Source organism: Candidatus Sericytochromatia bacterium (genome assembly GCA_035285325.1).
In the GTDB taxonomy this organism is placed as follows: Bacteria; Cyanobacteriota; Sericytochromatia; order S15B-MN24; family JAQBPE01; genus JAYKJB01.
Genome location: JAYKJB010000005.1, coordinates 32,608 through 55,878, shown reverse-complemented (window position 1 = coordinate 55,878; position 23,271 = coordinate 32,608). Strand labels below are relative to the sequence as shown.

18 protein-coding genes are annotated in these 23,271 nt (G+C 64.7%); 10 read left to right on the top strand and 8 right to left on the bottom strand.

Going from position 1 to position 23,271, the window contains the following annotated elements; translation table 11 throughout:
• The first annotated feature begins 11 nt into the window (after nt 1-11).
• The gene (locus VKP62_01070; GenBank protein MEB3195772.1) at nt 12-1,820 is read left to right on the top strand and encodes an N-acetylmuramoyl-L-alanine amidase; all 1,809 of its coding nucleotides are present in this window, start codon (nt 12-14) and stop codon (nt 1,818-1,820) included.
• A gap of 10 nt (nt 1,821-1,830) precedes the next feature.
• Here the strand turns inward: VKP62_01070 and VKP62_01065 are convergent, their stop codons facing one another.
• A complete protein-coding gene (locus VKP62_01065) occupies nt 1,831-2,319 on the bottom strand; it encodes a GNAT family N-acetyltransferase (protein MEB3195771.1) in 489 nt (162 codons plus the stop codon).
• Between the two features lie 109 nt (nt 2,320-2,428).
• On the opposite strand from VKP62_01065, the gene VKP62_01060 reads away from it, so the two are divergent.
• Both VKP62_01060 and VKP62_01055 read left to right on the top strand, forming a co-directional pair.
• Nucleotides 2,429-3,016: a hypothetical protein gene (locus tag VKP62_01060; GenBank protein MEB3195770.1), complete on the top strand. Its 588-nt coding sequence runs from the start codon at nt 2,429-2,431 to the stop codon at nt 3,014-3,016.
• A 164-nt stretch (nt 3,017-3,180) separates the two neighbouring features.
• Nucleotides 3,181-3,759: a zinc ribbon domain-containing protein gene (locus VKP62_01055; GenBank protein MEB3195769.1), complete on the top strand. Its 579-nt coding sequence runs from the start codon at nt 3,181-3,183 to the stop codon at nt 3,757-3,759.
• A 16-nt stretch (nt 3,760-3,775) separates the two neighbouring features.
• Here VKP62_01055 and VKP62_01050 read toward each other — a convergent pair whose 3' ends face one another.
• The 3 genes from VKP62_01050 to VKP62_01040 form a co-directional block, all read right to left on the bottom strand.
• Entirely contained in the window at nt 3,776-3,982 is a 207-nt protein-coding gene (locus tag VKP62_01050; protein MEB3195768.1) for a hypothetical protein, read from the bottom strand.
• 16 nt (nt 3,983-3,998) lie between these two features.
• Nucleotides 3,999-4,889, bottom strand: coding sequence for an undecaprenyl-diphosphate phosphatase (locus tag VKP62_01045; GenBank protein ID MEB3195767.1), 891 nt, complete (start codon nt 4,887-4,889; stop codon nt 3,999-4,001).
• A gap of 123 nt (nt 4,890-5,012) precedes the next feature.
• Nucleotides 5,013-6,725, bottom strand: coding sequence for a hypothetical protein (locus VKP62_01040; protein ID MEB3195766.1), 1,713 nt, complete (start codon nt 6,723-6,725; stop codon nt 5,013-5,015).
• A gap of 314 nt (nt 6,726-7,039) precedes the next feature.
• Here VKP62_01040 and VKP62_01035 point away from each other — a divergent pair, with 314 nt between their 5' ends.
• On the top strand, nt 7,040-9,619 hold the full coding sequence (locus tag VKP62_01035; protein ID MEB3195765.1) for a hypothetical protein: 2,580 nt from the start codon (nt 7,040-7,042) through the stop codon (nt 9,617-9,619).
• Nucleotides 9,620-9,738: 119 nt separating this feature from the next.
• Here the strand turns inward: VKP62_01035 and VKP62_01030 are convergent, their stop codons facing one another.
• Entirely contained in the window at nt 9,739-11,214 is a 1,476-nt protein-coding gene (locus VKP62_01030) for a kelch repeat-containing protein (protein ID MEB3195764.1), read from the bottom strand.
• A 190-nt stretch (nt 11,215-11,404) separates the two neighbouring features.
• Here VKP62_01030 and VKP62_01025 point away from each other — a divergent pair, with 190 nt between their 5' ends.
• A complete protein-coding gene (locus tag VKP62_01025) occupies nt 11,405-12,883 on the top strand; it encodes an aldehyde dehydrogenase family protein (protein ID MEB3195763.1) in 1,479 nt (492 codons plus the stop codon).
• Between the two features lie 48 nt (nt 12,884-12,931).
• On the opposite strand, the gene typA is transcribed toward VKP62_01025, so the two are convergent.
• Entirely contained in the window at nt 12,932-14,719 is a 1,788-nt protein-coding gene (typA, locus tag VKP62_01020) for a translational GTPase TypA (protein MEB3195762.1), read from the bottom strand.
• 348 nt (nt 14,720-15,067) lie between these two features.
• Here typA and tig point away from each other — a divergent pair, with 348 nt between their 5' ends.
• The 5 genes from tig to VKP62_00995 all read left to right on the top strand — a co-directional run bounded on the left by tig (nt 15,068) and on the right by VKP62_00995 (nt 21,971).
• Complete coding sequence (gene tig / locus VKP62_01015; protein MEB3195761.1) at nt 15,068-16,519, top strand: trigger factor; 1,452 nt, start codon at nt 15,068-15,070, stop codon at nt 16,517-16,519.
• Nucleotides 16,520-16,616: 97 nt separating this feature from the next.
• A complete protein-coding gene (gene clpP / locus VKP62_01010) occupies nt 16,617-17,255 on the top strand; it encodes an ATP-dependent Clp endopeptidase proteolytic subunit ClpP (GenBank protein ID MEB3195760.1) in 639 nt (212 codons plus the stop codon).
• Between the two features lie 4 nt (nt 17,256-17,259).
• Nucleotides 17,260-18,564, top strand: a complete 1,305-nt coding sequence (clpX, locus tag VKP62_01005; GenBank protein MEB3195759.1) for an ATP-dependent protease ATP-binding subunit ClpX — start codon at nt 17,260-17,262, stop codon at nt 18,562-18,564.
• Between the two features lie 94 nt (nt 18,565-18,658).
• Nucleotides 18,659-21,346 carry a valine--tRNA ligase gene (locus VKP62_01000; GenBank protein MEB3195758.1) on the top strand — a complete coding sequence of 896 codons (2,688 nt, stop codon included), beginning with the start codon at nt 18,659-18,661 and terminating at the stop codon, nt 21,344-21,346.
• A 7-nt stretch (nt 21,347-21,353) separates the two neighbouring features.
• Nucleotides 21,354-21,971 (top strand): SPOR domain-containing protein, encoded by a 618-nt coding sequence (locus tag VKP62_00995; GenBank protein MEB3195757.1) that lies wholly within the window; start codon nt 21,354-21,356, stop codon nt 21,969-21,971.
• A gap of 28 nt (nt 21,972-21,999) precedes the next feature.
• On the opposite strand, the gene VKP62_00990 is transcribed toward VKP62_00995, so the two are convergent.
• Both VKP62_00990 and VKP62_00985 read right to left on the bottom strand, forming a co-directional pair.
• Entirely contained in the window at nt 22,000-22,743 is a 744-nt protein-coding gene (locus tag VKP62_00990) for a 16S rRNA (uracil(1498)-N(3))-methyltransferase (protein ID MEB3195756.1), read from the bottom strand.
• 1 nt (nt 22,744) lies between these two features.
• The gene (locus VKP62_00985; protein MEB3195755.1) at nt 22,745-23,203 is read right to left on the bottom strand and encodes a GNAT family N-acetyltransferase; all 459 of its coding nucleotides are present in this window, start codon (nt 23,201-23,203) and stop codon (nt 22,745-22,747) included.
• Nucleotides 23,204-23,271: the final 68 nt, after the last annotated feature.

Below are 23,271 nucleotides of genomic sequence, written 5' to 3'. Positions count from 1 at the left end.
AGGCGGCCTCGATGCGGACCGATCATCGCGCGAAGACGCGCCAGCTGATTCGATGGGCAGCCTCGCTCGCCCTGGCCGTGGCGGCGGGAGCCACGTGGTGGCCCTCCCCCGCGCTGGCAGAGGAACCCGCCGTCGTGAGAGGGGTTCGTTGGGATCGCCCTCAGGCAGCCTACCTCGTGGACGGCAGCGGCCCGTTGATGCCCCGCGTGATGCGCCTGGAGGCCCCCCCACGTTTTGTGATCGACCTGCGCAACACCACGCTGGCGGCCACTTCGCTGCGTATCCCCGGCGTTCCGGGGCGAGGCGTCACGCGGGTGCGGCTCGGCCAGCTGGATGCCTCCACCGTGCGGATCGTGCTCGACCTGGTGCAGGCGATCGACCCGCTGGTCGAGCCGACCCGCGACGGCCTGCGCATCGCGCTCGATACGCACGTGGCTGCGCCGGTGTTGGACCTTCCGGCGGCGCCTTCTCATTTGCGCGGCCTGCGCCGGTTGGGGCCGGATGGCTTTCTCCTGTCGATGTCGAGACGCCGGCCCTACTGGAGCCACGTCTGGCCCATCGGCGGCGATCGCTCCCGCCTCCGCCTGATATTCCCCGCCACCCGCCTGGCCGCCAATGCCCTGGGGTCGGTTGAAATTCAGTCCGCCGGGATCGAACGAATCGCCCTGACGCAGGCCGGCACGGACGCCCGGGTGGACGTGACCTTCCAGGGGCCCCCCAGCGTCCATGTCGTGCCCCATGCGGAGGGCTGGTTGCTCAAGCCCTTGCTCGGGCGCAAGCCGGAGGAGCCGGCCAATGCCCGAAACGAGGGGGCTGCTCAACGGGGGGGCGCTGCCAGGGAAGGGGCACCCCTGCGCCCGCCGGCGGAGGCACTTCTCTCGCGGACATCGCTCGAGACCCCGGCCCCGCGTCGCACGGAACTGGGTTCGCTGCCCCCCTTGCCTGGGATCAGTGAGATGGACCCCAAGGCCCCGCTGATGCTACGCAAGGTCGGCGAAGAATGGCTGCTGACGCTCACCTCCGGCTCCCGCCTGCGCTATCGCCTGCGCGCCTCCGGCGAGGATCGCCTTTACCTGACGCTCAAAGGGGGGCGAATCGCCTTGCCGCGCGATTCCGTCTATATCGACAACGGCCTGATCGCTCGGGTGCGACATCGCGCCGTGGGGCCGGAAGAAAGCCAGCTCACGATTGATCTCGACCAACCGGTGCGATTCCAAACTCGCTTGTCCGCAGGGGAAACCAGACTGACGTTGGCCCTTCAGCGAACCGGTAAAGAACGGGTCACGCTTGATCCGGGCCACGGGGGCACCGATCATGGGGCCTCCGGCGCCAAAGGCACCCGCGAAAAGGATGTCACGCTGGCCGTGGCCAGCAAGGTCGCTCAGAGGCTGGAAACCCTGGGCATCAGCGTGCAGATGACCCGCCTGCGGGACGTGGAGATCCTGCTGCGTCCGCGGGTGGAGATGGCCAATCGCAATGACTCGAACGTCTACGTGAGCATTCACGCCAACTCCTTCGGCAGCCAGACCGGGGTCAATGGCATTGAAACCTACTACTTCAATGATGCGAGCTATCCGCTGGCCCAATCGATTCACCGATCGCTGGTCAAGACCCTTCAGCGGCCCGACCGAGGCGTGCGCAAGAACAACTTTTACGTGGTCCATCACACCAGGATGCCCGCCGCTCTGGTCGAGATCGGATACCTGACCAACCCCCAAGAGGAGGCCCTCCTGAGAGATCCTGCTTACCAGGAAAAGGCCGCCATGGCGATCTCCTCGGGCATCAAGGCCTTCGTGGATAGCCGCGGCAAGACCCACTGATGGAAGCCGCTCAGTCGGGGGGCGTCGCGGGCGGCTCAGGCGTCCGGCGAAGCTCCAGCGTCGTGGGTGTGAAGCCCATCCGCTGATAAAGCGACCGGGCGGCCGTATTGTGGGCGGCAACGAACAAACGTGCCGGCAGGGGCGCGTGGGCGTTGGCTTCTTTCAGCGCGTGCCGGAGCAAACCGCCGGCGATGCCCTGACGTCGCCAGGCGGGCTCAACGGCCAGAGAGACGACCAACCAGTGTCCCACTTCCGTGATGGGGTGCCACTCGGGCTCCAGCCAGACCATACCGCATACCTCCCGCTCACGCCTGGCCAGCCAGATGCGCCGGTCCGGCACTTCCTCGTGGCGCTCCCGCAGCGCGTCGAGACGCTCTCGACGGGTCACGGCCCCCAGTTGCAAGAGCTCGGGGTAGGCTTCCAGCACGGCCATATCGAAGAAATGCCTGACGAGGGGCCTCAGGTGGGGAACGTCTTGCCAGGGCACAATATCAAACAAGCGAAGGCGCTCTTAACAAAAGTTGGGTGCAGTTGGGTGGACTTTTGGACGAAATTTCACCGCAGGAGTGCGCTCACGCCCAGACGGCCGCCGTCGGAGAACCAGCTTCGTGTTCATTGACCCTGTCCTCCACGAACAATTCGTTCAGGAATTTGGCCTGAACATGGTCAATACGCTGACGAACCGCAACCACCGGGTGGTGGCCCACCGCGAAGGCATCCACGTGTTCGACGAATGCGGCGGGGTGATGGGGGGCGCGGAGAACCTGATTCAAGCCTACCAGAACCTGACCACCGGCGTGTTCCATTCCAGCACGCGCAAGCTCGTGGGCGTTCGCTATCGTTGCGACCCCGACGCGCTGGATGTGACGGCCCTCGGAGCGTTTCATACGCATCCGGCCTGCTTCGATGACGACCTGACCAAGCTACGACGCCGCATCGACCAGCTCCTCTGGATGTCGGAGATGGACATCGACGCCTTTCGTCGGCAGCACCGAATCTTTGGCTACCGCTGGCACTTCATCGGTTGCGTTGACCTGGCCTGCTTCCACATTGACGACATCCGCAAGGGCCGCAAGCACCCCCGCTACGTGCAGCGATATCCCCACCTGAAGCGCCTGGTCGCCCAGTTGCGGCCGGAAATTCTCCACTACGACAGGGTGCTGGCTGAACTGCAACCGCAACCGCCAGAACGCTGAGACCACCGGGCACGGCGAGGGTGAATCCGTTCCCGCTCGCTCTGGGCAGACCGACCCGAGCCTGCTATGATCTACGCGTGAGGGCGCCTCTGCCCACAGGGCAGGCCACCGGGTCAGCCGGTCGCGCGGGCGCGGGAGATGACGCAACGGCAATGGAAAAGGGGATGGCGGAATCGGATCTGAGGCTGGAATCCCCGTGCCCACGGTGCGGAAACAGCAACTTACCGATTGCACGCCGCTGCCGCCACTGCTTCCACGAGCTGCCCATTCCTCAGGAGCGCCCGGAACCCGCCCAGATCATCGACCTGTCGCGCTCGTTCTTGGTTTGCAGCCTGTGTGGGAAATCCAGCCCCCATCATGCGTCGGCTTGTCAGAGCTGCGGCGGCGAACTGGACCTTCCTGCCGTGGGCGGCATGCCCCTGATGGACGTCGAGGCCGCGCTGGGGCAGGACCGGCCACGCGGCCTGCGTGCACGCCGGCGGGGCGTGGGAGCCTCCCTGTCCAGGCCCCTGCGCTGGGTCCCGCTGCTGCGTGTGGCGGCGATCGCCTTCGTGCTCTGGGGCGTGGTCGATACCGGCCGCTGGCTCTCGGAAATGAACCGCACGCTGTCGCCGGCTGACCCGGCCGGTCTCCGCTACACCACCTTCGCCATCTACGAACTCGTGCGGAACATCGCCCTGGCCGGTTGCGTCTGGCTGCTGACCGCGCTGGCCACGGAACGTCGGCACCGCCGGGAAGACTGACGCTGAATCCGAACGGTCAGCGATAACAGACGAACACGCGCTGCCCATCGACCAGCGCGCCCTGCGACCCCAGTTCGTGACCGGCGGCGTCGCAAAACCAAGCCTGTTCGGCCTTCATCAGGGCCTGGTCCGGCGGCTCGAGATGCGCCTCCAGCATCCAGACCCGGGCGCCCTGTCGCAGGCCCACAGGTTGGCCCTGCAAGTAGACGGTGATCGGCTCCACGGGGAATGCCAGCGCGTCAATCCGCGTGCATCGGCAAGGGCAGGCCCGCCTGCACCAGCCCGATGATCAGCAATCCAAGCAGGATCCGGTAGACCACGAACACGGTCATGGTCTGAGTCGCCAGGAAGCGCAGCAGGAAATGGATGCAAGCATAGCCGCTGATGGCGGCCGTGGCGGCGCCCAGCGCCATCCAGGGCGCCAGTGCCTGCAGCGCGGCGTCTTCGAAGATGTGCCGCAACTTGAAGACCGTGCTGCCCAGAATCACGGGGAAGCCCAGCAGGAAGGAGAAGCGGGCGGCGTCCTTGCGCGTCAGCCCCAGGAACAGGCCCATGGTCATGGTGGCGCCGCTGCGGGAGACGCCTGGGACCAGGGCGCAGGCCTGCGCCAACCCGATCAGCAAGGCATCCTTGAGGGTGATGCTGGTCCAGGCTCGTGAGGCGCGCGTGAGGCGATCGCCCATCGCAATCAGCACCGCCACCCCGATCAGGGCGCCGGCAATCACCAGCGGCGACCGCAGGGTGGTGGCGATCCACTTCTCCAGCGTGAGCCCGGCCAGCACGGCTGGCACTGAGCCCGCGATGACCAGCCAGGCCAGGAGGCCGTAGGGGTCGCGGGGCGATTCGGCCGGAGGCTCCAAGGCGGCCGCCCCCAGCGAGCGAGGTGGACGGGGCTGGAAGAAGCCCCAGATGCTGCGCAGCCAGGCCACGGCCAGCTGGCGCAGGTCGGAAAAGAAGTAGACGGTCACGGCCACCAAGGTGCCCACGTGCAAAGCGACGTCAAAGGTCAACCCCGGGTCCTGCCAGCCAAGCGCCCACGGCACCAGCGTCAGGTGGGCGGTGCTGCTGATCGGCAGAAATTCCGTCAGTCCTTGCACAATGCCCAGGGTGATGGCCTGAAATGCATCCACGTGTCCAACCCGCCTTTCCAAGCGCCGGAGCAAGACGTCGGTGCCCGTGACATGGGCGCCGCTCCATTCAGGCGGTCGTGTCAGACCACCCGGGTTCCAGCCCCATCATGGGGCTGGACGCGATCATAGCGCGTCGGCGCGAATCACATCCGACAGGTACACCGGGGCACCCGCCGGGTCATAGGCATAGCCGCCCACCACGTACAGGTAATTGTCGACGATGGCGTATCCGGCGCCGGCTCGCTCGCGACCGGTGGGGAAGTCGGCCGCGCCGCCCATCGCCTTCGCCGTGCGCGTCAGGGGGTCGTAACGGATGGCTGTGCTACTCACGCTCTTGGTCGCATCGCTGTCGTCGCCCCCGAAGATCCAAAGTTTTTCAGCCAGATTGACCGCCACCGGGTGGTCGACGCCGCGTGGTAGCAGGTCCGGCTCCTCGGACCAGGCACTGGCGTCCAGGTTGTAACGCATGATGGTTCGGTCCTTGACCCCGGTCTTCTTGGTTCCCCCAACCATGTAAAGGTTGCGACCAATGCCGACCAGGCGCGCACCGGAGCGGCCTGCCTCTTTCGGGACATCCGGTAGCTTGGTCCAGGCCAGCCCCTTGACCGCGCCGGAACCGTCCAGTTCGATGCGATAGAGCGTGGAAACGGTCTTGGATACGCTGGTATCCAGGTAGCCTCCGCAGGCATACAGGAAACCCTGATGGACCGTGACCGCCGGGTCCACCAGGGTGGTCGGGAGGTCGGGCACGGCCGCATTGAACTCGTTGCGGGTGATGTCATACACCGAAACGTCATTGGAAGGAATCAGGGCCCCTGGCCCCGTACGGACCTCGCCCCCAATCAGATACAGCAGATTGTTAATGCCCGCGACGCCAGCTGCCCGACGATAGTTGGTACCGGTCGCCGGTTCCGCGCTCCAACCACGCGGCAGAGTGGGATTGATGGGCAGCCGGAACAAGCCGTCGAACTCCGGCGTGGTGGCACTCACGCCGAACCAGGCGAACAGATCGCCGTTGCTGGGACGCGTGACCCCGACCACGGCATGATGGGCGCGAGGGGGGGTCAGCGTCGGCAGGACGGCGAAGTTGTAGGGGCTGGTATTGACCCACCCCTTGAACAGCAGAGGCTTGTCGAACGTGAATTCGACCTCGGACCTGGCGCCCGCCGCGGTGTAGACCTCTCCGCGCAGGGTGTGTTGCCCGAAGCGCTTGGGCGTGACCACCGAGGCCTTGGACCCCTTGAAATCCTTCACCACGTGAGGGTTCCACTCGTCCAGAATGAATTCGAGGTCGGTCCCCCCCTTCTTGGTCTCCAGTTCCACCCCGTCATAGAGCAGGGCCATCCGGTCGATCTTGATGTCCGTGCCCAGCGGAACCTCGATTTTCAACTTGACCTGGATCTTATCCTGAGTGAAATCGGTGCTCGACGTGGGCGACAGGAAAGACAGCTTGACGGCCGGCACCGGGGTGCTGAGCGGCGCCGGCGTCGGGCGCGGGGTGGGCGTGGGCATTACCGGCACCGAGGCACTGGCGACAGGCTGAGCCGAATCGGGCACATCGGTGGCCGCGGTCGGCGTGGCGGAGGGGTTGGCCTCAACCGTGCCGCTGGCCGCCGGGTCTCCCGCTGCACCCGGCGAACCGGAAGCCGAGGGGGAGGGCGAAGGTGCGGGCGAGGAGGCGCCGCCAGCCATCGTGACCGTGTTGGGCACGTCGTCGCAGCCGACCACGATCTGACTCATCAGCGCCGTGAGCAACAGGCAAGCGACCAGCGAATGACGCCCGTGAAGCGACGCTGCGGACATCTCGTTCGATGGGTCCTGGGGCTTGCGTGACACCGAGGGATCCTTTCCTGGCCTGCTGGTCCGGAGGGGCCGCCCGCCATCTCATGATGGTCGGCCGCGCGGAGCGTTCTCTGTAGTCAGGTTACATTATGAAACAAGGTGGCATATGAAAACTGTGATTTGTTGGACGGGTGCGCAAGATCGCAGACCGACCAGCGGACAACCTGCAAGGTCGAACGGGACAGCGCGAGCCCACGCGCCGGGGTCGGCAGTGGGCTCGCGGAGAAAGCCGCAAGCCGTGCCCACGCCGACGGTTTTCGCGTTTCAATGCGCAATGTCTCAGGTAAGTTAGCTCTGGAGTCAAGCAAATGGCCGCCCGACGCTTCCCGCCCCGGTCCACCATCACGGTCCTGTCGTCCCTGCTGGCGCTAAACGCCACTGCTTGCGGGGGAGCGCTGCCGTTCGCCACCAACAGCATCCGGGCCGCCAAGCTGCCAGCCTCACTGGCCACGGGCACCACCAGCACCGGGCTGATCGGGCCAAAGGGCGACAAGGGCGACCCCGGTGCCGCTGGCGCTACGGGTCCGGCTGGACCCAAGGGGGACACGGGCGGGGTTGGACCGAAGGGAGACAAGGGCGATACCGGCCCTGAGGGGGCCCGCGGCCCGACGGGGGTGGGACAGCAGGGCCCGGCCGGCGCCAACCCGGTGACCGTCACCACTGCGGCATACTCCCTCAACCTCGCTGACACGACCCTCCCCGTGGAGCGGGAACTTGGCTTCGCGCCGGGGGCGATCGTGGTGGTATCGGCTGGGGTTGCAGGCCGCTTTCACGCCCTGGTGACCGGCACCCCCGAGCGGGGCCTGCGGCTCACGCCCCTGAACTACGGGGGCGACGCCGCGGTGGGTACCAACTTCCCGGTTGGATCGACGGTGGGTATCGCCGGTTTGCGTGGCGTTCAGGGTGTCCCGGGCGAAAAAGGAAACCAAGGCGACCCCGGCACGGTCGGCGCCTCTCCCATCACGAACACCACCGCCAACTACACCTCGGCGGCGACCCAGGCCACCGTGACCGTGGCCAACACCGCGCCCTTCATCGAGGGCAGCATTCTGCTGCTCTCTCAGGGGACCAACAAGCTCTACGTGGAACTCAAGGGCAAAACCGCCACGCAGCTGACCTTCTTGCCGGTCAGCACGCCGGCCAATGCCCCGGACGGAACCACCTTCACCACCGGCACCAGCGTGGCTGTCGTGGGGGCGCAGGGGCCCCAAGGCTCCCAAGGGTTGGTCGGCCCCTCCCCGGTGACAAAGATTGCCACCGGCAACGCCTACACCGTACCCGCCGGCACCGCCGGCACGATCACGGTGGATTCCAGCACCCTTGCCTTCGTGGAACAGGGCGTGGTGATCGTGACCAACGGCACCCAGCGCATCCACGCCCGACTCAACACCAAGACCGCCACCACCTTGAACATCACGCCGCTGAACGCCCCCGGCGACGCGGCCACGGGATTCACCTTCAATGCGGGCACCTTCATCGCGGTCGCGGGCGAGGTGGGGCCTCAAGGCGCGCCGGGCGCCACGCCATTCACCACCATCACGGCCCCCTACACGGTCACCACCGCCGGGGTCGTGTCGGATCTCACCGTCGCCGATAATACCGCCTTCGCTCCGAATGCGACCATTCTGCTCAGTGACAACGCCAAGCGTATCTTCGCGCGGGTCGACGGCAAGGCCTCGGGAACCCTGCGAATTGCGCCCCTGAATGCCACCGGCGATGCAGCCGCCTCCCAGACCTTCGCCATCGGTTCCTTTGTCAGCGCAGCCGGCGCGCCGGGCCCCCAAGGCCTGCAGGGCGCCACGGGTTCCTCGCCCATCACGACCATCGCGGCGGCTGCCACCTACACCGCCGCCAACAACACCAGCGCCGTCAACGTGAACGTGGTCGACAGCGCGGCCTTCGTGGTGGGCGGCTTCGTGGTCGTCACCGAAGGCACCACGCGCATCCACGCGCGCATCGATGGAAAACCAGCCACCAACGTTCTGAGCCTGGTCGCCCTGGGGTCTCCCAGTGACACCGCTTTCCCTGTGACCTTCAGCGCCGGCGCCAACATCGCGGCCGCAGGGGCGACGGGCCCAACGGGAGCCAAGGGCGACGTGGGGTCGGTCTCCAGGACCACCGCTGAGTACACCACCACCAATTTTGGCGTGAACGGCACCATCACGGTGGGCAATGGCGACAGCTTCGTACCGAACAGTGTGCTGATCGTGTCCCATCCCACCAACACGAACCGGGTCCACGTGCGCCTGGTTTCCAAGGCCGGCAATGTCCTGACCGTGACACCGCTTGGCTATCCTGGCAACGTAGTGGCTGGAACGCCGTTCCCCGTCGACAGTTTTGTCGGGATTGGGGGCGAGCAAGCCCCACTCTTGAACGCCGCGCGCTTCTCGACCGTTGCACAGACTGGTTGGATCACCGTCAACTCTCCCAATACCACAACCCGATCTTTCACCACCAACAATGGATTGACGGTGGGGCCCCCCGTCACCAAGATCGCTGGTACCCACAACCTGATCGGCCAAAATGGTATCACCGCCACGCCACTGGGCCGGGGCGTCAAGGTGTCTGGTTATGTAACGATCCATGCCCGGTCTGCCACGGCCACACTTGGACTCGCTCAGGTCGAGGTCCGGGTCGGGAATGCCGGGGGAACCATGAATACGATCTACAGGCAAGTGCTGTACGGCTCAGTCAACAATGCTTGGTCGGCGAGTTTCCCCGTCCTGGGAATTTTGGATTACGGTACTCCCGGGAATACAGCTCCCCAGCGATTGGAGGTCGATCTCAACCTGGGGGTCGGCAATAACAACACCGACGCAGATGATAGCGCAACTGGGACGATTAACATCGCAGAGACACGCTTGATTATGGAAGAGCTTTACTTTTAGCGACTGCGTTGTAGCCGGATGCGTTCAGAACGGCCGCTCTCACCAGATTGTGGTGGATTGGTGTCCCATTCTCTGAGCAAGCGGAACTCACTTCCTGGTGGTTCGCGCACAGGCTGTTTTCACAGTGTGTCGCCTCGAAACACCCGATTGGAGGCACTGCGTGCCGGGTTTGTCACGCCTCCCGTCAGATAAAACGACCCGGCGTGGTAGAAAGCAGCCAACCGGTTGACCGGGCGCAGGCCGACTGGCTCGCCCGCCACCTGCGGCAGCGGCCCCATATCGCGCCAGCGCCGTCCGACCGGGTCAAACTCGTAGATTCGCTCGGTGGGCTGGCCGTCGTCGCGCAGGCCGCCAAAGAAGAACAGCCGGCCCCCCACCGGTACCACAGCGGCATATGAAAACACCTCAGGGGTGCCCACCGTTCGCCCTGCCACGTCGGTGAGCAGGCTCCATTTGTTGGTAGCGGTGTCGTAGACCTCGATCGGGCGATGCCCGCCGCCAATCAGCCAGATCTCTTTGCCTTGCGCAAACGCGTAGGCCCCGACCCGCGCGTTGATGGCCGGCGCCCGCGTCTCGAACGCACCGATGGGAAAGCCGTCGCCCCCGATGCGCACGCGCTCAACGGCGGTAAGCGGTGTCCCGGCGGCTTTGCCGCCGAAGACGTACACGTAGTTTTCCAGCGTGACTGCCGCCGCGTCGCTGCGAGGCTGAATCAGGGAAACGCTCGTCTGCTCGATCGTCTTGCGCAACGGCACGTACACGTCGAGCGTCTGCAGGTCGGACGTGCCCCGGCGCCCCCCCAGGAGGTAAAACGTCTGCCCGTTCGGATGCGCGGCCAACGCAAAACTGGCCTTGGGCAGGCCGGTGCCATTGAGGGCCAGGGTCGCCCAGGCGCCATCACCGCCGGGCTTGAAGGAGAAGACCTGGTTACGCGGCGCCACACTGCTCTCGATGCCGTCCAAGCTACCCCAGATCGCATTGTAAGTAGGCGGTTCAGCCCCGTCCGACACCACGGCGTGGTGGCTCGTCGGCAGCGGCATGCCGAGAATTTCCCGCCAGGTCGACAGGGCGATCGGCTTGAAAAAGCGAACCTCCAGGCGAGCCGTGCGCTTCAGCTCGTCACTGGCCTCGAAGGCCAGCAGGTGGTCCCCGGTCGGGACGGGCACGCTGGAGACCGGGTTGGCCAGGTTATTTTCGACGTTGGGATTCCAGTCGTTCAAGCGGAAGAGAGGCCCCGGCCCCGCCAGCGTGCCCAGCTCTCGTCCGTCGTAGAGCACGCGCACCGCGGAGATGGGCTTGCCGTCCGGGGCCTCTGCCGTGAAGGCAATGCGCAGGCCGGGCCGACTGAAATCCGTGCTCGCTCCTGGTTCCAGCAGGGTGATGCGCGGCGTTGGAACGGGGGTCGGCACGGGCGTGGGCGTGGGGCTTGGGGCCGTGGCCACGACGTCAGGTGTCGGCAACGCATCGGGGGCGACCGTCGGCGTCGCCGTTGCGGTCGGCACGACGCCCGTGGTGGCGGTGGTTTTCGGACGGGTGCAGGCGCCGGCCGAGGTCAGCAGGGCGAGGGCCAGGACGGTGCGCAAGCTGGAAGACAACTGACAAACCCCGGAGAAACAGGTATCACGCAGGCCGATTGGCCACCACACGCCCAACGTACCAAGGGTGTCCGACCATTTCAAGTCGGGTACATGCTGAGGAGGCCTGGGCCCCCACTCGCAGGTGCCCGCCGTTCGTCGCAATGGGAATTTTCCGCCGCCCCTCGCAGCCCCCAGGAGAGCCGCCGCTGTGCCAGAATCCTTGATCGAGCACGCCATCGACACCACCCAGAACTTCATCGCCGGTGCCTGGCACCCCTCTGCAGCGAGCCAGTTCATCGACAACCTGAATCCGGCCGACACGCGCGAGTGCCTGGGGCGCTCCCCGGATTCCCCCAGGCGCGAGGCCCAGGCGGCGATTACGGCGGCCGAACGCGCCTTCCCCGCCTGGCGTCGCGTTCCCGCCCCGCGTCGCGGCGCCCTCGTGGGCGAGGCGGCCCAGCTGATGCGCCAGCGCCGCGAGGCGATCGCCCGGGCGCTGACCCGTGAAGAGGGCAAGACGCTGGCGGAGTCGCTGGGCGAGGTGGACCGGGCGATCGCCTGCCTGCAGTTTGCCGCAGGGGAAGGGGTGCGCCTGGTGGGGCGCACGATTCCCTCGCTGGGCACCAGTGCCTTCAACTACACCGTGCGCGAGCCACTCGGCGTGGTCGGCCTGATCACCCCGTGGAATTTTCCTGTCTCGATTCCGGCCTGGAAAATCGCGCCAGCCCTGGTGGCCGGCAACACGGTGGTACTCAAGCCCTCCCCGCTGACGCCGATCACGGCCCGACTGGTGTTGGAGTGTTTCATCGACGCGGGGGTGCCGGACGGCGTGGTGAACATGGTGTACGGCGCCAGCGAGGTGGGCCTCGAACTGACCGAGAATCCGACGGTGAAGGCCGTCAGTTTTACCGGTTCCACCCACGTCGGCAAGGCGGTCTACCGGCAAACGGCTGCCCACACGGGACGCTGCCTGATGGAGATGGGGGGCAAGAACCCGCTGGTGGTCCTGGCCGATGCTGAGCTGGCCCTGGCCGCCAGACAAACCGTGTTGGGGGCCTTCGGCAGCACGGGCCAGCGTTGCACCGCGACCTCTCGCGTGATCGTGGAGGCTCCCGTGCGAGCTGAATTCGAGGCCTTGCTACTGGCGGAGATGCAGCGCGTGGTGGTGGGGGACGGGTTGCACGAGGGCACGACCATGGGGCCGTGCGCGGATGCCAACCGCCAACGAGAGGTGCTGAGCCATATCGCCGCGGCACGTGCGGATGGTGCCTTGTGTCTGGCTGGCGGGGAGGCACTTCGGACGGGCGAACACGCCCACGGACATTACCTCGCGCCGACCCTGTTCAGCCAGGTGACGCCGAGTATGCGACTATTTCGTGAGGAGGTTTTCGGACCGGTCCTCGCTCTGACCGAGGCCGCTGATTTCGAGACGGCGATCGCCCTCGCCAACGACTGCGACTTCGGGCTCTCCTCCTCGATTTTCACCTCCAACCTCCAGCACGCCATGCGCTTCGCGCGCGAGAGCGAAGTCGGGATGGTCCACGTCAACGTGAACACCACCTATTCAGAGCCTCACCTGCCCTTCGGTGGCTGCAAGGATTCCGGCTTCGGCGGTCGGGAGGCTGGCTGGGAAGCTATCGAATTCTACACCGAGTGGAAGACGGTCTATATCGAGGGCCTGAACTGATCGCGGCGCGCAGAACGCGCGCCGCCCGTCCAATCCGTCCCAGCCGCCTCAACGATCGTGGCGGCTGAGCTTGGCCTTGCGCAAGCGAATGGAAGTCGGCGTCACCTCCACCAGTTCGTCCTCACCGATGTACTCCATCGAGCGCTCCAGGGTCATCTCGATGGGCACCTGTAGAGCCGTCAGCACCTCAGCGCCTGCCGAGCGCATGTTGGTGAGCTTCTTGGCTTTGCAGACATTGACGTCGAGGTCCTGGGGACGGTTGTGCTCGCCGACGATCATGCCACTGTAGACCTTGGTGCCCGGCTTGATGAAAAACACCCCGCGATCTTCGAAGTTTTGAATGGAGTAGGCCGTAGCGTCGCCGTCTTCCCAGGCAATCATGACTCCGTTGCGCTGCTGGCCGATCTCCCCGGCGAAGGGCTGGTAGTCAAAGAACGAGTGGTTCAGGATCCCCTCGCCCTTGGTCACGCGGATGAAATCGCTGCGGAAACCAATCAGGCCGCGGGCCGGCACCAGAAACTCGATCAGGGTCCGAACACCGTCACTGTGCATGTGCTGCATCATGGCGCGACGGGTGCCCAACCGCTCGATGCAGGCCCCTGCCGCCCAATCGGGCACGTCCAGCACCAGCGTCTCGAAAGGCTCATAGGCCTCCCCGTCAATCTGCTTCTGGATCACGCGGGGTTTGCCGATTTGAAATTCATACCCCTCTCGCCGCATCGTCTCGAACAGCACGCCGAGGTGAAGTTCGCCACGTCCCGACAGCAGGAAAGTGTCCGGCGAGTCGGTTTCATCGACGCGCAAGGCCACGTTGCTCTCGAGCTCCCGGGTCAGGCGATCGCGCAGCTGACGACTGGTGACGAACTTGCCCTCGCGCCCGGCAAAGGGCGAATCGTTGACCGAGAAGCGGATCTGCATGGTGGGCTCATCGATGCGAATCAACGGCAAGGGATGAGGGTCAGAGGCCGACGCGAGGGTCTCGCCGATATTGGCATCGGGGAAACCAGCCACGGCGACAATGTCGCCCGCCCGAGCCTCCTCGACATCCAGGCGCTTCAGACCCGAGAAAGAGAAGAGTTTGGTCACCTTGCCCCGCAGGTGAGAGCCGTCCGTCCGAATCAGCACGAGCTGTTCGCCTTGCCGGACCACCCCGTTATGAATGCGTCCGATGATGATGCGGCCCAGGTACTCAGAGTAATCGAGGGTCGTAACCTGCAATTGCAAGGACTTGCCCTCATCACCGAGCGGCGGCGGGACATGTTGCAGAATCGCGTCGAACAACGGAGTCAGGTCGCGGCGGTCATCGGACAGCTCCTTGACGGCGAACCCGCTGATCCCCGAGGCATAAATCACCGGAAATTCAAGCTGGTCATCATCGGCGCCCAACTCGATGAACAGGTCGAGGACGCGGTCCACCGCCCGAGCGGGGTCTGCCCCGTCCCGGTCGATCTTGTTGACCACGAGGATCGGTTTCAACCCCTGCTCCAGCGCCTTTCGCAGGACAAAACGGGTTTGCGGCATGGGGCCTTCGAAAGCATCCACCAGCAGCAGGCAGCCGTCCACCATGCCCAACACGCGCTCCACCTCACCGCCAAAGTCGGCGTGCCCAGGGGTGTCCACGATGTTGATCTTGTGTTCACCGTAGGAAATGGCGGTGTTCTTCGCGAGAATGGTGATGCCCCGCTCGCGTTCGAGGTCATTGGAGTCCATCACGCAGGTCTGAACCTGTTCGTGAGCACGAAAGGCGCCGCCTTGCTTGAGCAAGCCGTCGACCAGGGTGGTTTTGCCGTGGTCGACGTGCGCGATGATGGCGACGTTACGAATATGATGATTCAAGGGAACCTCGTCGGGGCGTGGATCGGTTTCAAGTGCAAGAAACTGAAGAAGCGCAGGAATGCGGGCCGTCTGAACCAACAGACGGGCACCCTGCCATGCTATCGGAATGCAGGCATTTCCGCAAAACAGGCCTGAGTTTGCGGGGTGTGCGGCCCAGGTTCGGCTGTCCCACGCGCCAGCCGCGCCCAGGTGTGTTATACTGACCGACAGCTTTTAAGAAGCGTCAGCGGGAGCAGGGTTGCAGGGCGGCGCAGCTGTCCTTCCCGGCTCCCTTCGTCGTCACCCCGCCGGGGGCCCCGGCCCGGCCTCTCCCGCAAGAGGGGCATGCTGTTTCCAGGAGTTCGACTCGTGAAGGTCACGCTCGAAAAGAAAGAAAAGAACCAGGTCCACCTGGAGGTCGAGGTTGACCTCGACCGCGTGAAAAAAGCGCTGGAGCACGCCTACCGGCAAGCCAGCCAACGGGTGAACATCCCCGGTTTCCGCAAGGGCAAGGCGCCGCGCCAACTCGTCGAGCGGACGGTTGGGGCCGATTACATCAAGAGCACCGCGCTCGAAAAGCTCATCCCGGAAGCCCTGGAGGAAGCCGTTCAGAAGGAATCGCTCGAAATCATCGAACGTCCAAACGTCGAGGTGGTGGAATTCGAAACCGACAAGGCCCTGGTCTTCAAGGCCCAGGTTCCTGTCCGCCCTGAGGTGGAGTTCAAGGGCGCCTACACCGATCTGGCGGCCCAAGCGCCCAAGATCGAGCTCGATCCGGCGGCCGTGGAAGCCAAGATTGCCGAGCTGCAATCCCAGAAGGCGACCTACGTTGCTGCAGACAAAGCCATCGAGCAGGGCGATGTGGCGATGATTGACTTCAAAGGCCGTCTGAAGGATGCCGAAGAACCCTTCGAAGGGGGCACTGCAGAGAACTTCCGCGCGGAGATCGCACCGGGTCGCTTCATCGACGGCTTCATGGAGAACCTGATTGGCAAGAAGGCCGGAGAATCCACGGCCTTCGACGTCACCTTCCCCGAGCAGTATCACGCGGAAAACCTGGCGGGTCAGCCGGCGACCTTCGAAGTGACCGTGCGGGAAGTCCAAGCGCGGACGCTGCCGCAACTGGACGATGCCTTCGCGGCCACGTGCGGTGACTTCAACACCGTCGACGACCTGCGGGCGCACGTCACCAAGGAGCTTACGGAAGAAGCTGAGGAGGGACGCGACAACCTCCTGCGCCAGCAAGTTCTTGACCAAGTGCTTGAGCTGTCCGACGTGGAAATTCCCGAGGTGATGATCAACCGGGAGATCGAGTTCCTGATGCGTCAGTACCTCCAGGTGATGCAGGCGCAGGGAATGAACGTCAACCAGATGTTCACCCAGGACCGCCTGGGCAAGTGGCGGGAAGAACTGCGTGAGGAAGCGACCAAGCGCATCCGCACGAGTTTGACGCTCGGCACCGTGGCCAAGGCCGAAGGCCTCACGGTGACCCAGGAAGAAGTCGATGAAGAGATCACCCAGTACGCGGCCATGTATCGGGTCGATCCCACCGCCGTCCGCAATCAATTGATCCAGAGCGGTGGTTGGACCACGCTGGCGGACGAGGTTCTCTCCAACAAGATTCTGGATTGGCTGCTCGAGAAGGCCAAGGTCAGCGAAGGCCCCATCCCCGCTCGCTACGCACCGAAACCGGAGGGCGAGGAAACCGAAGCCGCCACGGAGGCTCCAGCTGCCGAGTTGGCGCCAGCCAAGAAGAACACCCGTAAAAAGAAGTCTGCGGAATCCGCCGAAGATGCGGCCGCAGAGACGGTCGAAGCCTGAATCGGGTCCTGAAATCATTCCAGCAACCGTCGTCGTCGCATTGTCGTATCCGATAGACTAGAGGCAGGAGGAAAAGTCAGTGGGCTCTCACATCCACATGGGTCTCGTTCCGATGGTGGTCGAATCCACCAGCCGTGGCGAACGTTCCTTCGATATCTTCTCGCGCCTGCTCAAGGAGCGGATCATCTTTCTGGGGACGCCAATCGACGACACGATCGCATCGTTGATCATCGCTCAACTGCTGTTCTTGGAAGCTGAAGATCCCGAGAAAGACATCATGCTTTACATCAACAGCCCGGGCGGGGTGGTGACGGCGGGCATGGCAATCTACGACACGATGCAGTACATCAAACCGAAGGTGTCCACCATTTGCCTGGGCCAGGCAGCCTCCATGGGGGCTTTCCTGCTGGCGGCAGGCGCCCCAGGGAAACGAATCGCGTTGCCGAATGCGCGTATCATGATTCACCAGCCCCTGGGTGGCGCTCAAGGCCAGGCAACGGACATTGAGATTCAGGCGGCTGAGATTCTCCGAATCAAGCGCCGTCTGAACGACCTGCTGTCCATTCACACCGGACAGCCCCTTGAAAAACTGGAGAAAGACACGGACCGCGACTTCTTCATGTCCCCATCCGACGCGAAGGCTTACGGTCTGATCGACGAGGTGCTCACGCCCCGCATTGGTGCCGACAAGGTCCCCATGCCGGAAGCCACGGGCACCGATACCGGAGGAACCTGATCCGATGCCCCCCAAGTACGACGACTCGAAAGGGCACCCCAAGTGCTCGTTCTGCGGCAAGACCCAGGAGCAGGTGCGCAAGCTCATCACCGCGCCTGGGGTCTACATCTGCGACGAGTGCGTCGATCTGTGCAACGAGATCCTCGATGACGAATTGTACGAAGATCAAAAGGCGGCAGACGCTCCGCCGCTTGAGATTCGTGACATTCCAAAGCCCGCCACGATCAAAAAGATCCTCGATTCGCACATCGTGGGCCAGGACAACGCCAAGAAGGTGCTGTCCGTTGCGGTTTACAACCATTACAAGCGCATCAGTTCGCCCGCTCAGGACGACGAGGTGGAGATCCAGAAGAGCAACATCTTGCTGATCGGGCCGACCGGTTCGGGCAAGACGTTGCTGGCGCAGACCCTGGCCAAGGTCATCAACGTGCCGTTTGCCATCGCCGACGCCACCACCCTGACGGAGGCCGGCTATGTCGGCGAGGACGTGGAGAACATTCTGCTCCGTTTGCTTCAGGCGTCTGATTACGACGTCAAGAAGGCGGAGCGCGGCATTGTCTACATCGACGAGATCGACAAGGTCGCCCGCAAGTCCGAAAATCCGAGCATCACGCGCGACGTGAGCGGGGAGGGGGTTCAGCAGGCCCTGTTGAAGATGCTCGAAGGCACCACCGCCAACGTGCCGCCGCAGGGGGGGCGCAAGCATCCCTACCAGGAGTTCATCCAGATCGACACGACCAACATCTTGTTCATTGTGGGTGGTGCGTTCGTGGGCCTCGACAAGGTCATCGAGTCCCGGATCGGCAAGAAGAGCGTGGGCTTCGGGGCCAACGTTCAGGCGGTGGATCAGAAGGACATCGGCGAGACCTTGCGCTCGCTGTCTCCGGAAGATTTGCTCAAGTACGGCATGATTCCCGAATTCATCGGTCGGATTCCGGTCATCGCGACCCTCGATCAGTTGGATGAGGCCGCGCTGGTTCGGATCCTGCAGGAACCCAAGAATGCCATCCTCAAGCAGTACAAGCGCCTGCTGGCGATGGACGACGTCGAACTCGAGTTCACCTCAGACGCCGTGCAGGCGATCGCCGAGGAGGCCATCAAGCGCAAAACGGGCGCTCGCGCGCTCCGCTCGATTGTCGAAGAGATCATGATCGATGTCATGTTCGAAGCCCCCAGTCGCGCGGACCTCAAGAAGTGCGTGATCACGGGTGACCTGGTGGGTAAACGTGCGGACGCTGCCTTGATGGTGGTGGGCGACAAGAAACCCACCGCTGTTCCGGCCAACAAGCCCCGGGGCGAGACCGCCTGACGGCTCTATTGCCGGCCCCCCCTCACCGGGTTTCGTCTGTTGCGCTCGTGCGTACGGCCGGAATCCGGTGTTTGAGTGAGGAAACACCAGCACGATGACCGACGTGACGACGCCTCTGGAGATTGCCAAAGCCTACGAACCCACGGAGGTCGAAGCCCGCTGGGTTGAACGCTGGGACGCGCTGGGCGTCTTCCGCGCCGATGTGGAGAGCCCGCGGCCGGCCTTTGTGTTGGCTTGCCCGCCTCCCAACGTGACGGGTTCGCTGCACATGGGGCACGCCGTGAATGGAACGGTACAGGACATTCTGGCCCGCACCAAGCGCATGCAGGGGTTCGAGGTGCTCTGGCAGCCCGGCACGGACCATGCCGGCATTGCTACCCAGTATGTCGTCGAGAAGAAGCTGTATAAGGAGACCAAACAGACTCGCCACGACCTGGGTCGGGAAGCTTTTCTGGCGCGCGTCTGGGAATGGAAGAACGAAAGCGGCGACGCCATCTATGGCCAATACAAGCGGTTGGGCGCGAGCCTCGACTACAGCCGCTGGCGCTTCACCATGGACGAGGGATACAGTCGCGCCGTGCGCAAGGCCTTCGTCTTGCTGTTCAACAAGGGCTATATTTACCGCGGCAACCGCATGATCAACTGGTGCCCGTCGTGCCTGACCAGCCTGTCCGACCTGGAAGTCGCCGCCAAGGAACAGGCTGACGCGCTCTATCACATTCGCTACCCCCGCGTGGACGGTCTGGGCGATGTGGTGGTTGCCACGGTTCGCCCGGAGACCATGTTCGGCGACGTCGCAGTGGCCGTTCACCCCGAAGACGAGCGGTACCGTGCTTTGTTGGGAACGCGCGTCCGTCTGCCGTTAACGGATCGAGACCTCCCCGTCATTGGCGATGCGCACGTCGAACCGGATTTCGGCACCGGTTGTCTGAAAATCACGCCGGCGCACGACATGAATGACTTCGAGATTGGCCAGCGCCATGGGCTGGAAACCCGTAACACGCTGACGCCAAAGGGGGTGCTGAATGAGGCGGCGGGGGCCTACGCCGGGCTCAGTCGCGAGAAGGCGCGCGAGCGGGTGGTGGCGGACCTCGAAGCCGGGGGCTACCTCGTCAAGAAGGAAGACTATCTGCACAACGTCGGGCGCTGCTCGCGCTGCGACACGGTGTTGGAACCGTACCTGTCGGACCAGTGGTTTGTGCGCATGGCCGAACTGGCCGGTCCCGCCATCGCTGCGGTGGAACGCGGCGCCATCAACTTTCATCCGCCGCGTTGGGGCGAGGTTTACCTCGATTGGATGCGGAACATCAAGGACTGGAACATCAGTCGCCAGCTCTGGTGGGGGCATCAGATTCCGGTATGGTACTGCCCGAATGGCCACGTTCACGCGGCTGAGACCGACCTGACGGCGTGCCCGACGTGCGGGGGTGGGGACCTGGTGCGGGATGCCGATGTGCTCGACACCTGGTTCAGTTCAGCCCTGTGGACCTATGCGACGCTGGGCTGGCCGGATGACACCCCGGAGCTGCGCAAGTTCCACCCCACCCAGGTCCTCTCGACCGCGCGCGACATCATCTACTTGTGGGTGGCGCGCATGATCTTCACCTCGCTTGAATTCCGCGATGAGATTCCCTTCTCGGACGTGATCATTCACGCCACCATTCTCGACCCGGAAGGCCGCCGCATGAGCAAGTCGAAGGGCACCGGGATCGACCCGCTGGTGGTCATGGATCGTTACGGCACCGATGCCGTGCGCTACTGGATGGCGGGTGCGGGCACCAGCAGTCAGGACGTGCGCTTCCGAGAAGAGAAGATCGAGACCTACCGGAATTTCGCCAACAAACTCTGGAACGCCAGTCGCTTCATTCTCACCAAGGCGGCCGCGGAAGGCCTGGCGCCCCCGTCCTTGCCCAAGCGCGGCGAGCCTCGCACAACACCCGATTCGGTGGTCGATCGCTGGATTCTCAGCCGCCTGCATGGCTTGGTGGCCGATGTGACGGCGCAGATTGAACGCTACGCCTTTGCTGAAGCCACCACGGCACTGTACGAGTTCACCTGGAACGAGTTTTGTGACTGGTACCTGGAACTGGCCAAAGGACGCCTCGACGCGGGGGATTCCGTCGTGCGCGAGGTGCTGGCCGAGGTGATGGACACCTTGCTATGCCTGCTTCATCCCTTCATGCCCTTCATCACCGAAGAAATCCACCAGTTACTGGTGGCGCGTGGCTGGGCTCCGGCGTGCAATTCGCTCTTGCGCAGAGCCTGGCCCGTGGCCAACCCGAGTCTTCGTGACGAGGCCGCCGAGCGGGAAATGGGTCTGCTGATCGATGCGGTGCGCCAGCTCCGTAACATGCGAGCCGAATTGCGGGTGGAGCCTGCCAAACTGGCCCCGGAGGTGTTCATCATCCCGACGGAGGGGGACCGGGAAGCCTTCCTGCGCTTGGCGCCGCAGATCGCGCGCATGGGGCGGGCCGAGGCGGTCCGCGTGCTGGAGCCTGAGGCCACCGTCGCCGACGACAAGGTGGCGACGGGCCTGGTCGGGGAGAGCCAGGTCATTCTTCCCCTGGCAGCTTTCGGCGACGTGCTCGCCCGTGAGCGCAGCCGCCTGGAGAAGGAGTTGGGAGCCCTGCGCAACGAACAGCAGCGGGTGGCCGGACAGCTCGCCAATGAAGCCTTCGTGGCCAAGGCGCCGGTCCAGGTGGTCGACAAGTTGCGGGCAAGGGCCGAAGAAATCGTCACGCAGATCGAGACGCTCGACGCGCAGTTGAAGGCGTGGGCCTGACCCTTCGATGGGAAACGCGGCCGATATCCTGGCGAGTGCCACTTACTGGACCATCTTGACGGTGTCTTGTGGCGGCGCGTTCTTTGCCGGCTTCCACTACACCCAGGGCGCCACCTCCAACGTCCCGGTCAAGCAGCCAGTGATGCTCGGGCAGCGTCAGCCGACCCCCATTCCGGTGGCCACGCCGATCATCACCACCACCAGTACCCCGAAGCCTTCCCCGAAGCCTTCCCCCAAACCGACCGCCACCCCCACCCTGGTGCCGGGCCCGATTCCGGTTTCCCTCCCGCCGGAACAGACGGCCTTCAGTGAAGGGGTGCCTCCAGGAGGCTCTCAGGAAGCGTTCCAGGCCCCTTCAGGAGACAGGACGCTCCCCCCGGCCGACAACCCCGGAGACGCGGGAGGGGCTGCCACCGTCTATCGGGTGCAGGTGGGTGCATTCGATACGCGGGAAGGCGCTCAGCGTCAGGTGGAGGCACTCCAAGCCCAGGGCATCAATGCGGTGGTGGTCTGGGATGGAGGAAGTTACCGCGCTCAGCTTGGCGCCTTCAGCGACCGCGCCCGCGCGTTTTTTGTCGCCGATGAGATCAACGCACGCGGCTTCCCCGTGACCGTGCGTCGCTAAGGTGGGCCAGGCCTGCGGGGTTGCGCGGTCAGGCCCAGCCAAAGTGCGCTTGGGTCACCGCCAAAGCCGCCAGGCCCGCCGTCTCCGTGCGTAGAATGTAGGGTCCGAGGGAGACCGGCAGCGGCTCGTTGGGCGCCAGCCCCACGAGGTCCTCCGGCGCCCAGCCGCCCTCCGGCCCCACACACAAGCAGAGTGACGGCGCATCCGTCAGGGTCACCAGGGCGTCCGAAAGGGAATGGCCCTGCGTGCGTTCGGCCAGCTGAAGGCAGATTGCGCCGGCGGGCTTGCGCCAGCTGGCCAGCGACATCGGTGGCCAGACATTTGGCACGTCCAGGCGTTCACACTGCTCGGCCGCCTCACGGGCGATCGCCTGCCAGCGCTGACGCTTGTGGGCTGCCCCATCGGCATCGAGCTTCACCACTGAATGGCGAGTCGCGACGGGTTGAATGGCCCATACCCCCAGTTCGGTGGCCTTCTGGACGATCCAATCGAACTTGTCGCCCTTCGCCAGGGCCTGAACGAGCACCAAGCGCCTGGCGGGCAAGTCGTGATGGCGCACAGCGGTGATTTCGAGCCGCACTTCCGGCAAACCCTCCGAGCGCAAAACCGCTTTCATTTCGCGTCCGGCGCCATCCAACAGCGTGACGGCGTCGCCGACCTTCAGGCGCAGGACCCGCACGGCATGGCGGGCATCGTCGCCAGCCAGGTGCGCCTCGCCGGAACCCGACGGTTCCAGGCGTAGGTGCTCGGGCGAGACAAAGAAGCGCGGCATCTCAGGGAGCCTCCGGGGCGACCAGGCGGGACGGGACCGGGCCATCAAAGCGCTGCAGCAGGGTTTCCATCCACGGGGTGAAGCCCTCGGCCGTATAGAGGTTGCGGGCCGGGCTGTCGTGAGCCACGCTGATGGTGACCGCGTCCAGGCCACGACGCCGAATGTCCGCCAATGCCCGGCGCAACAGGCGGCGCCCCCAGCCCTTTCCGCGCCACTCAGGCCGCAAGTACAGGTCGGTGACGGCCGCCGAGGAAAAGCACATCTCGACCGGACTGAGGTTGGGCACGGCTGCGGCATAGCCCAACACATCCGCTCGGGACGCCAGCACCCAAACCTGTTTCAACGTGGCCAGCTGACGCAGGTGGGACTGCGCCAGCTCCCGGTTCCGCCGGGTCGCGCGCACCTGCCGAGACGGACCGCGCAGGTGTTCCCGGTGCAGCGCCAGCCAAAGCTCAGCCAAAAGCGCAGCCTCGCCTGGCCGGGCGAGCCGGACACGGGGATTCGCAACAAGGGCGGTCTGGTCAGGCA

Excerpts from the sequence above, each read along its gene's own strand:
- VKP62_01070 (MEB3195772.1), top strand. The coding sequence starts at position 12 with ATGCGGACCGATCATCGCGCGAAGACGCGCCAGCTGATTCGATGGGCA.
- VKP62_01055 (MEB3195769.1), top strand. The coding sequence starts at position 3,181 with ATGGCGGAATCGGATCTGAGGCTGGAATCCCCGTGCCCACGGTGCGGA.
- VKP62_01035 (MEB3195765.1), top strand. The coding sequence starts at position 7,040 with ATGGCCGCCCGACGCTTCCCGCCCCGGTCCACCATCACGGTCCTGTCG.
- clpP (MEB3195760.1), top strand. The coding sequence starts at position 16,617 with ATGGGTCTCGTTCCGATGGTGGTCGAATCCACCAGCCGTGGCGAACGT.
- clpX (MEB3195759.1), top strand. The coding sequence starts at position 17,260 with ATGCCCCCCAAGTACGACGACTCGAAAGGGCACCCCAAGTGCTCGTTC.
- VKP62_01000 (MEB3195758.1), top strand. The coding sequence starts at position 18,659 with ATGACCGACGTGACGACGCCTCTGGAGATTGCCAAAGCCTACGAACCC.
- VKP62_00995 (MEB3195757.1), top strand. The coding sequence starts at position 21,354 with ATGGGAAACGCGGCCGATATCCTGGCGAGTGCCACTTACTGGACCATC.
- VKP62_00990 (MEB3195756.1), bottom strand. The coding sequence starts at position 22,743 with ATGCCGCGCTTCTTTGTCTCGCCCGAGCACCTACGCCTGGAACCGTCG.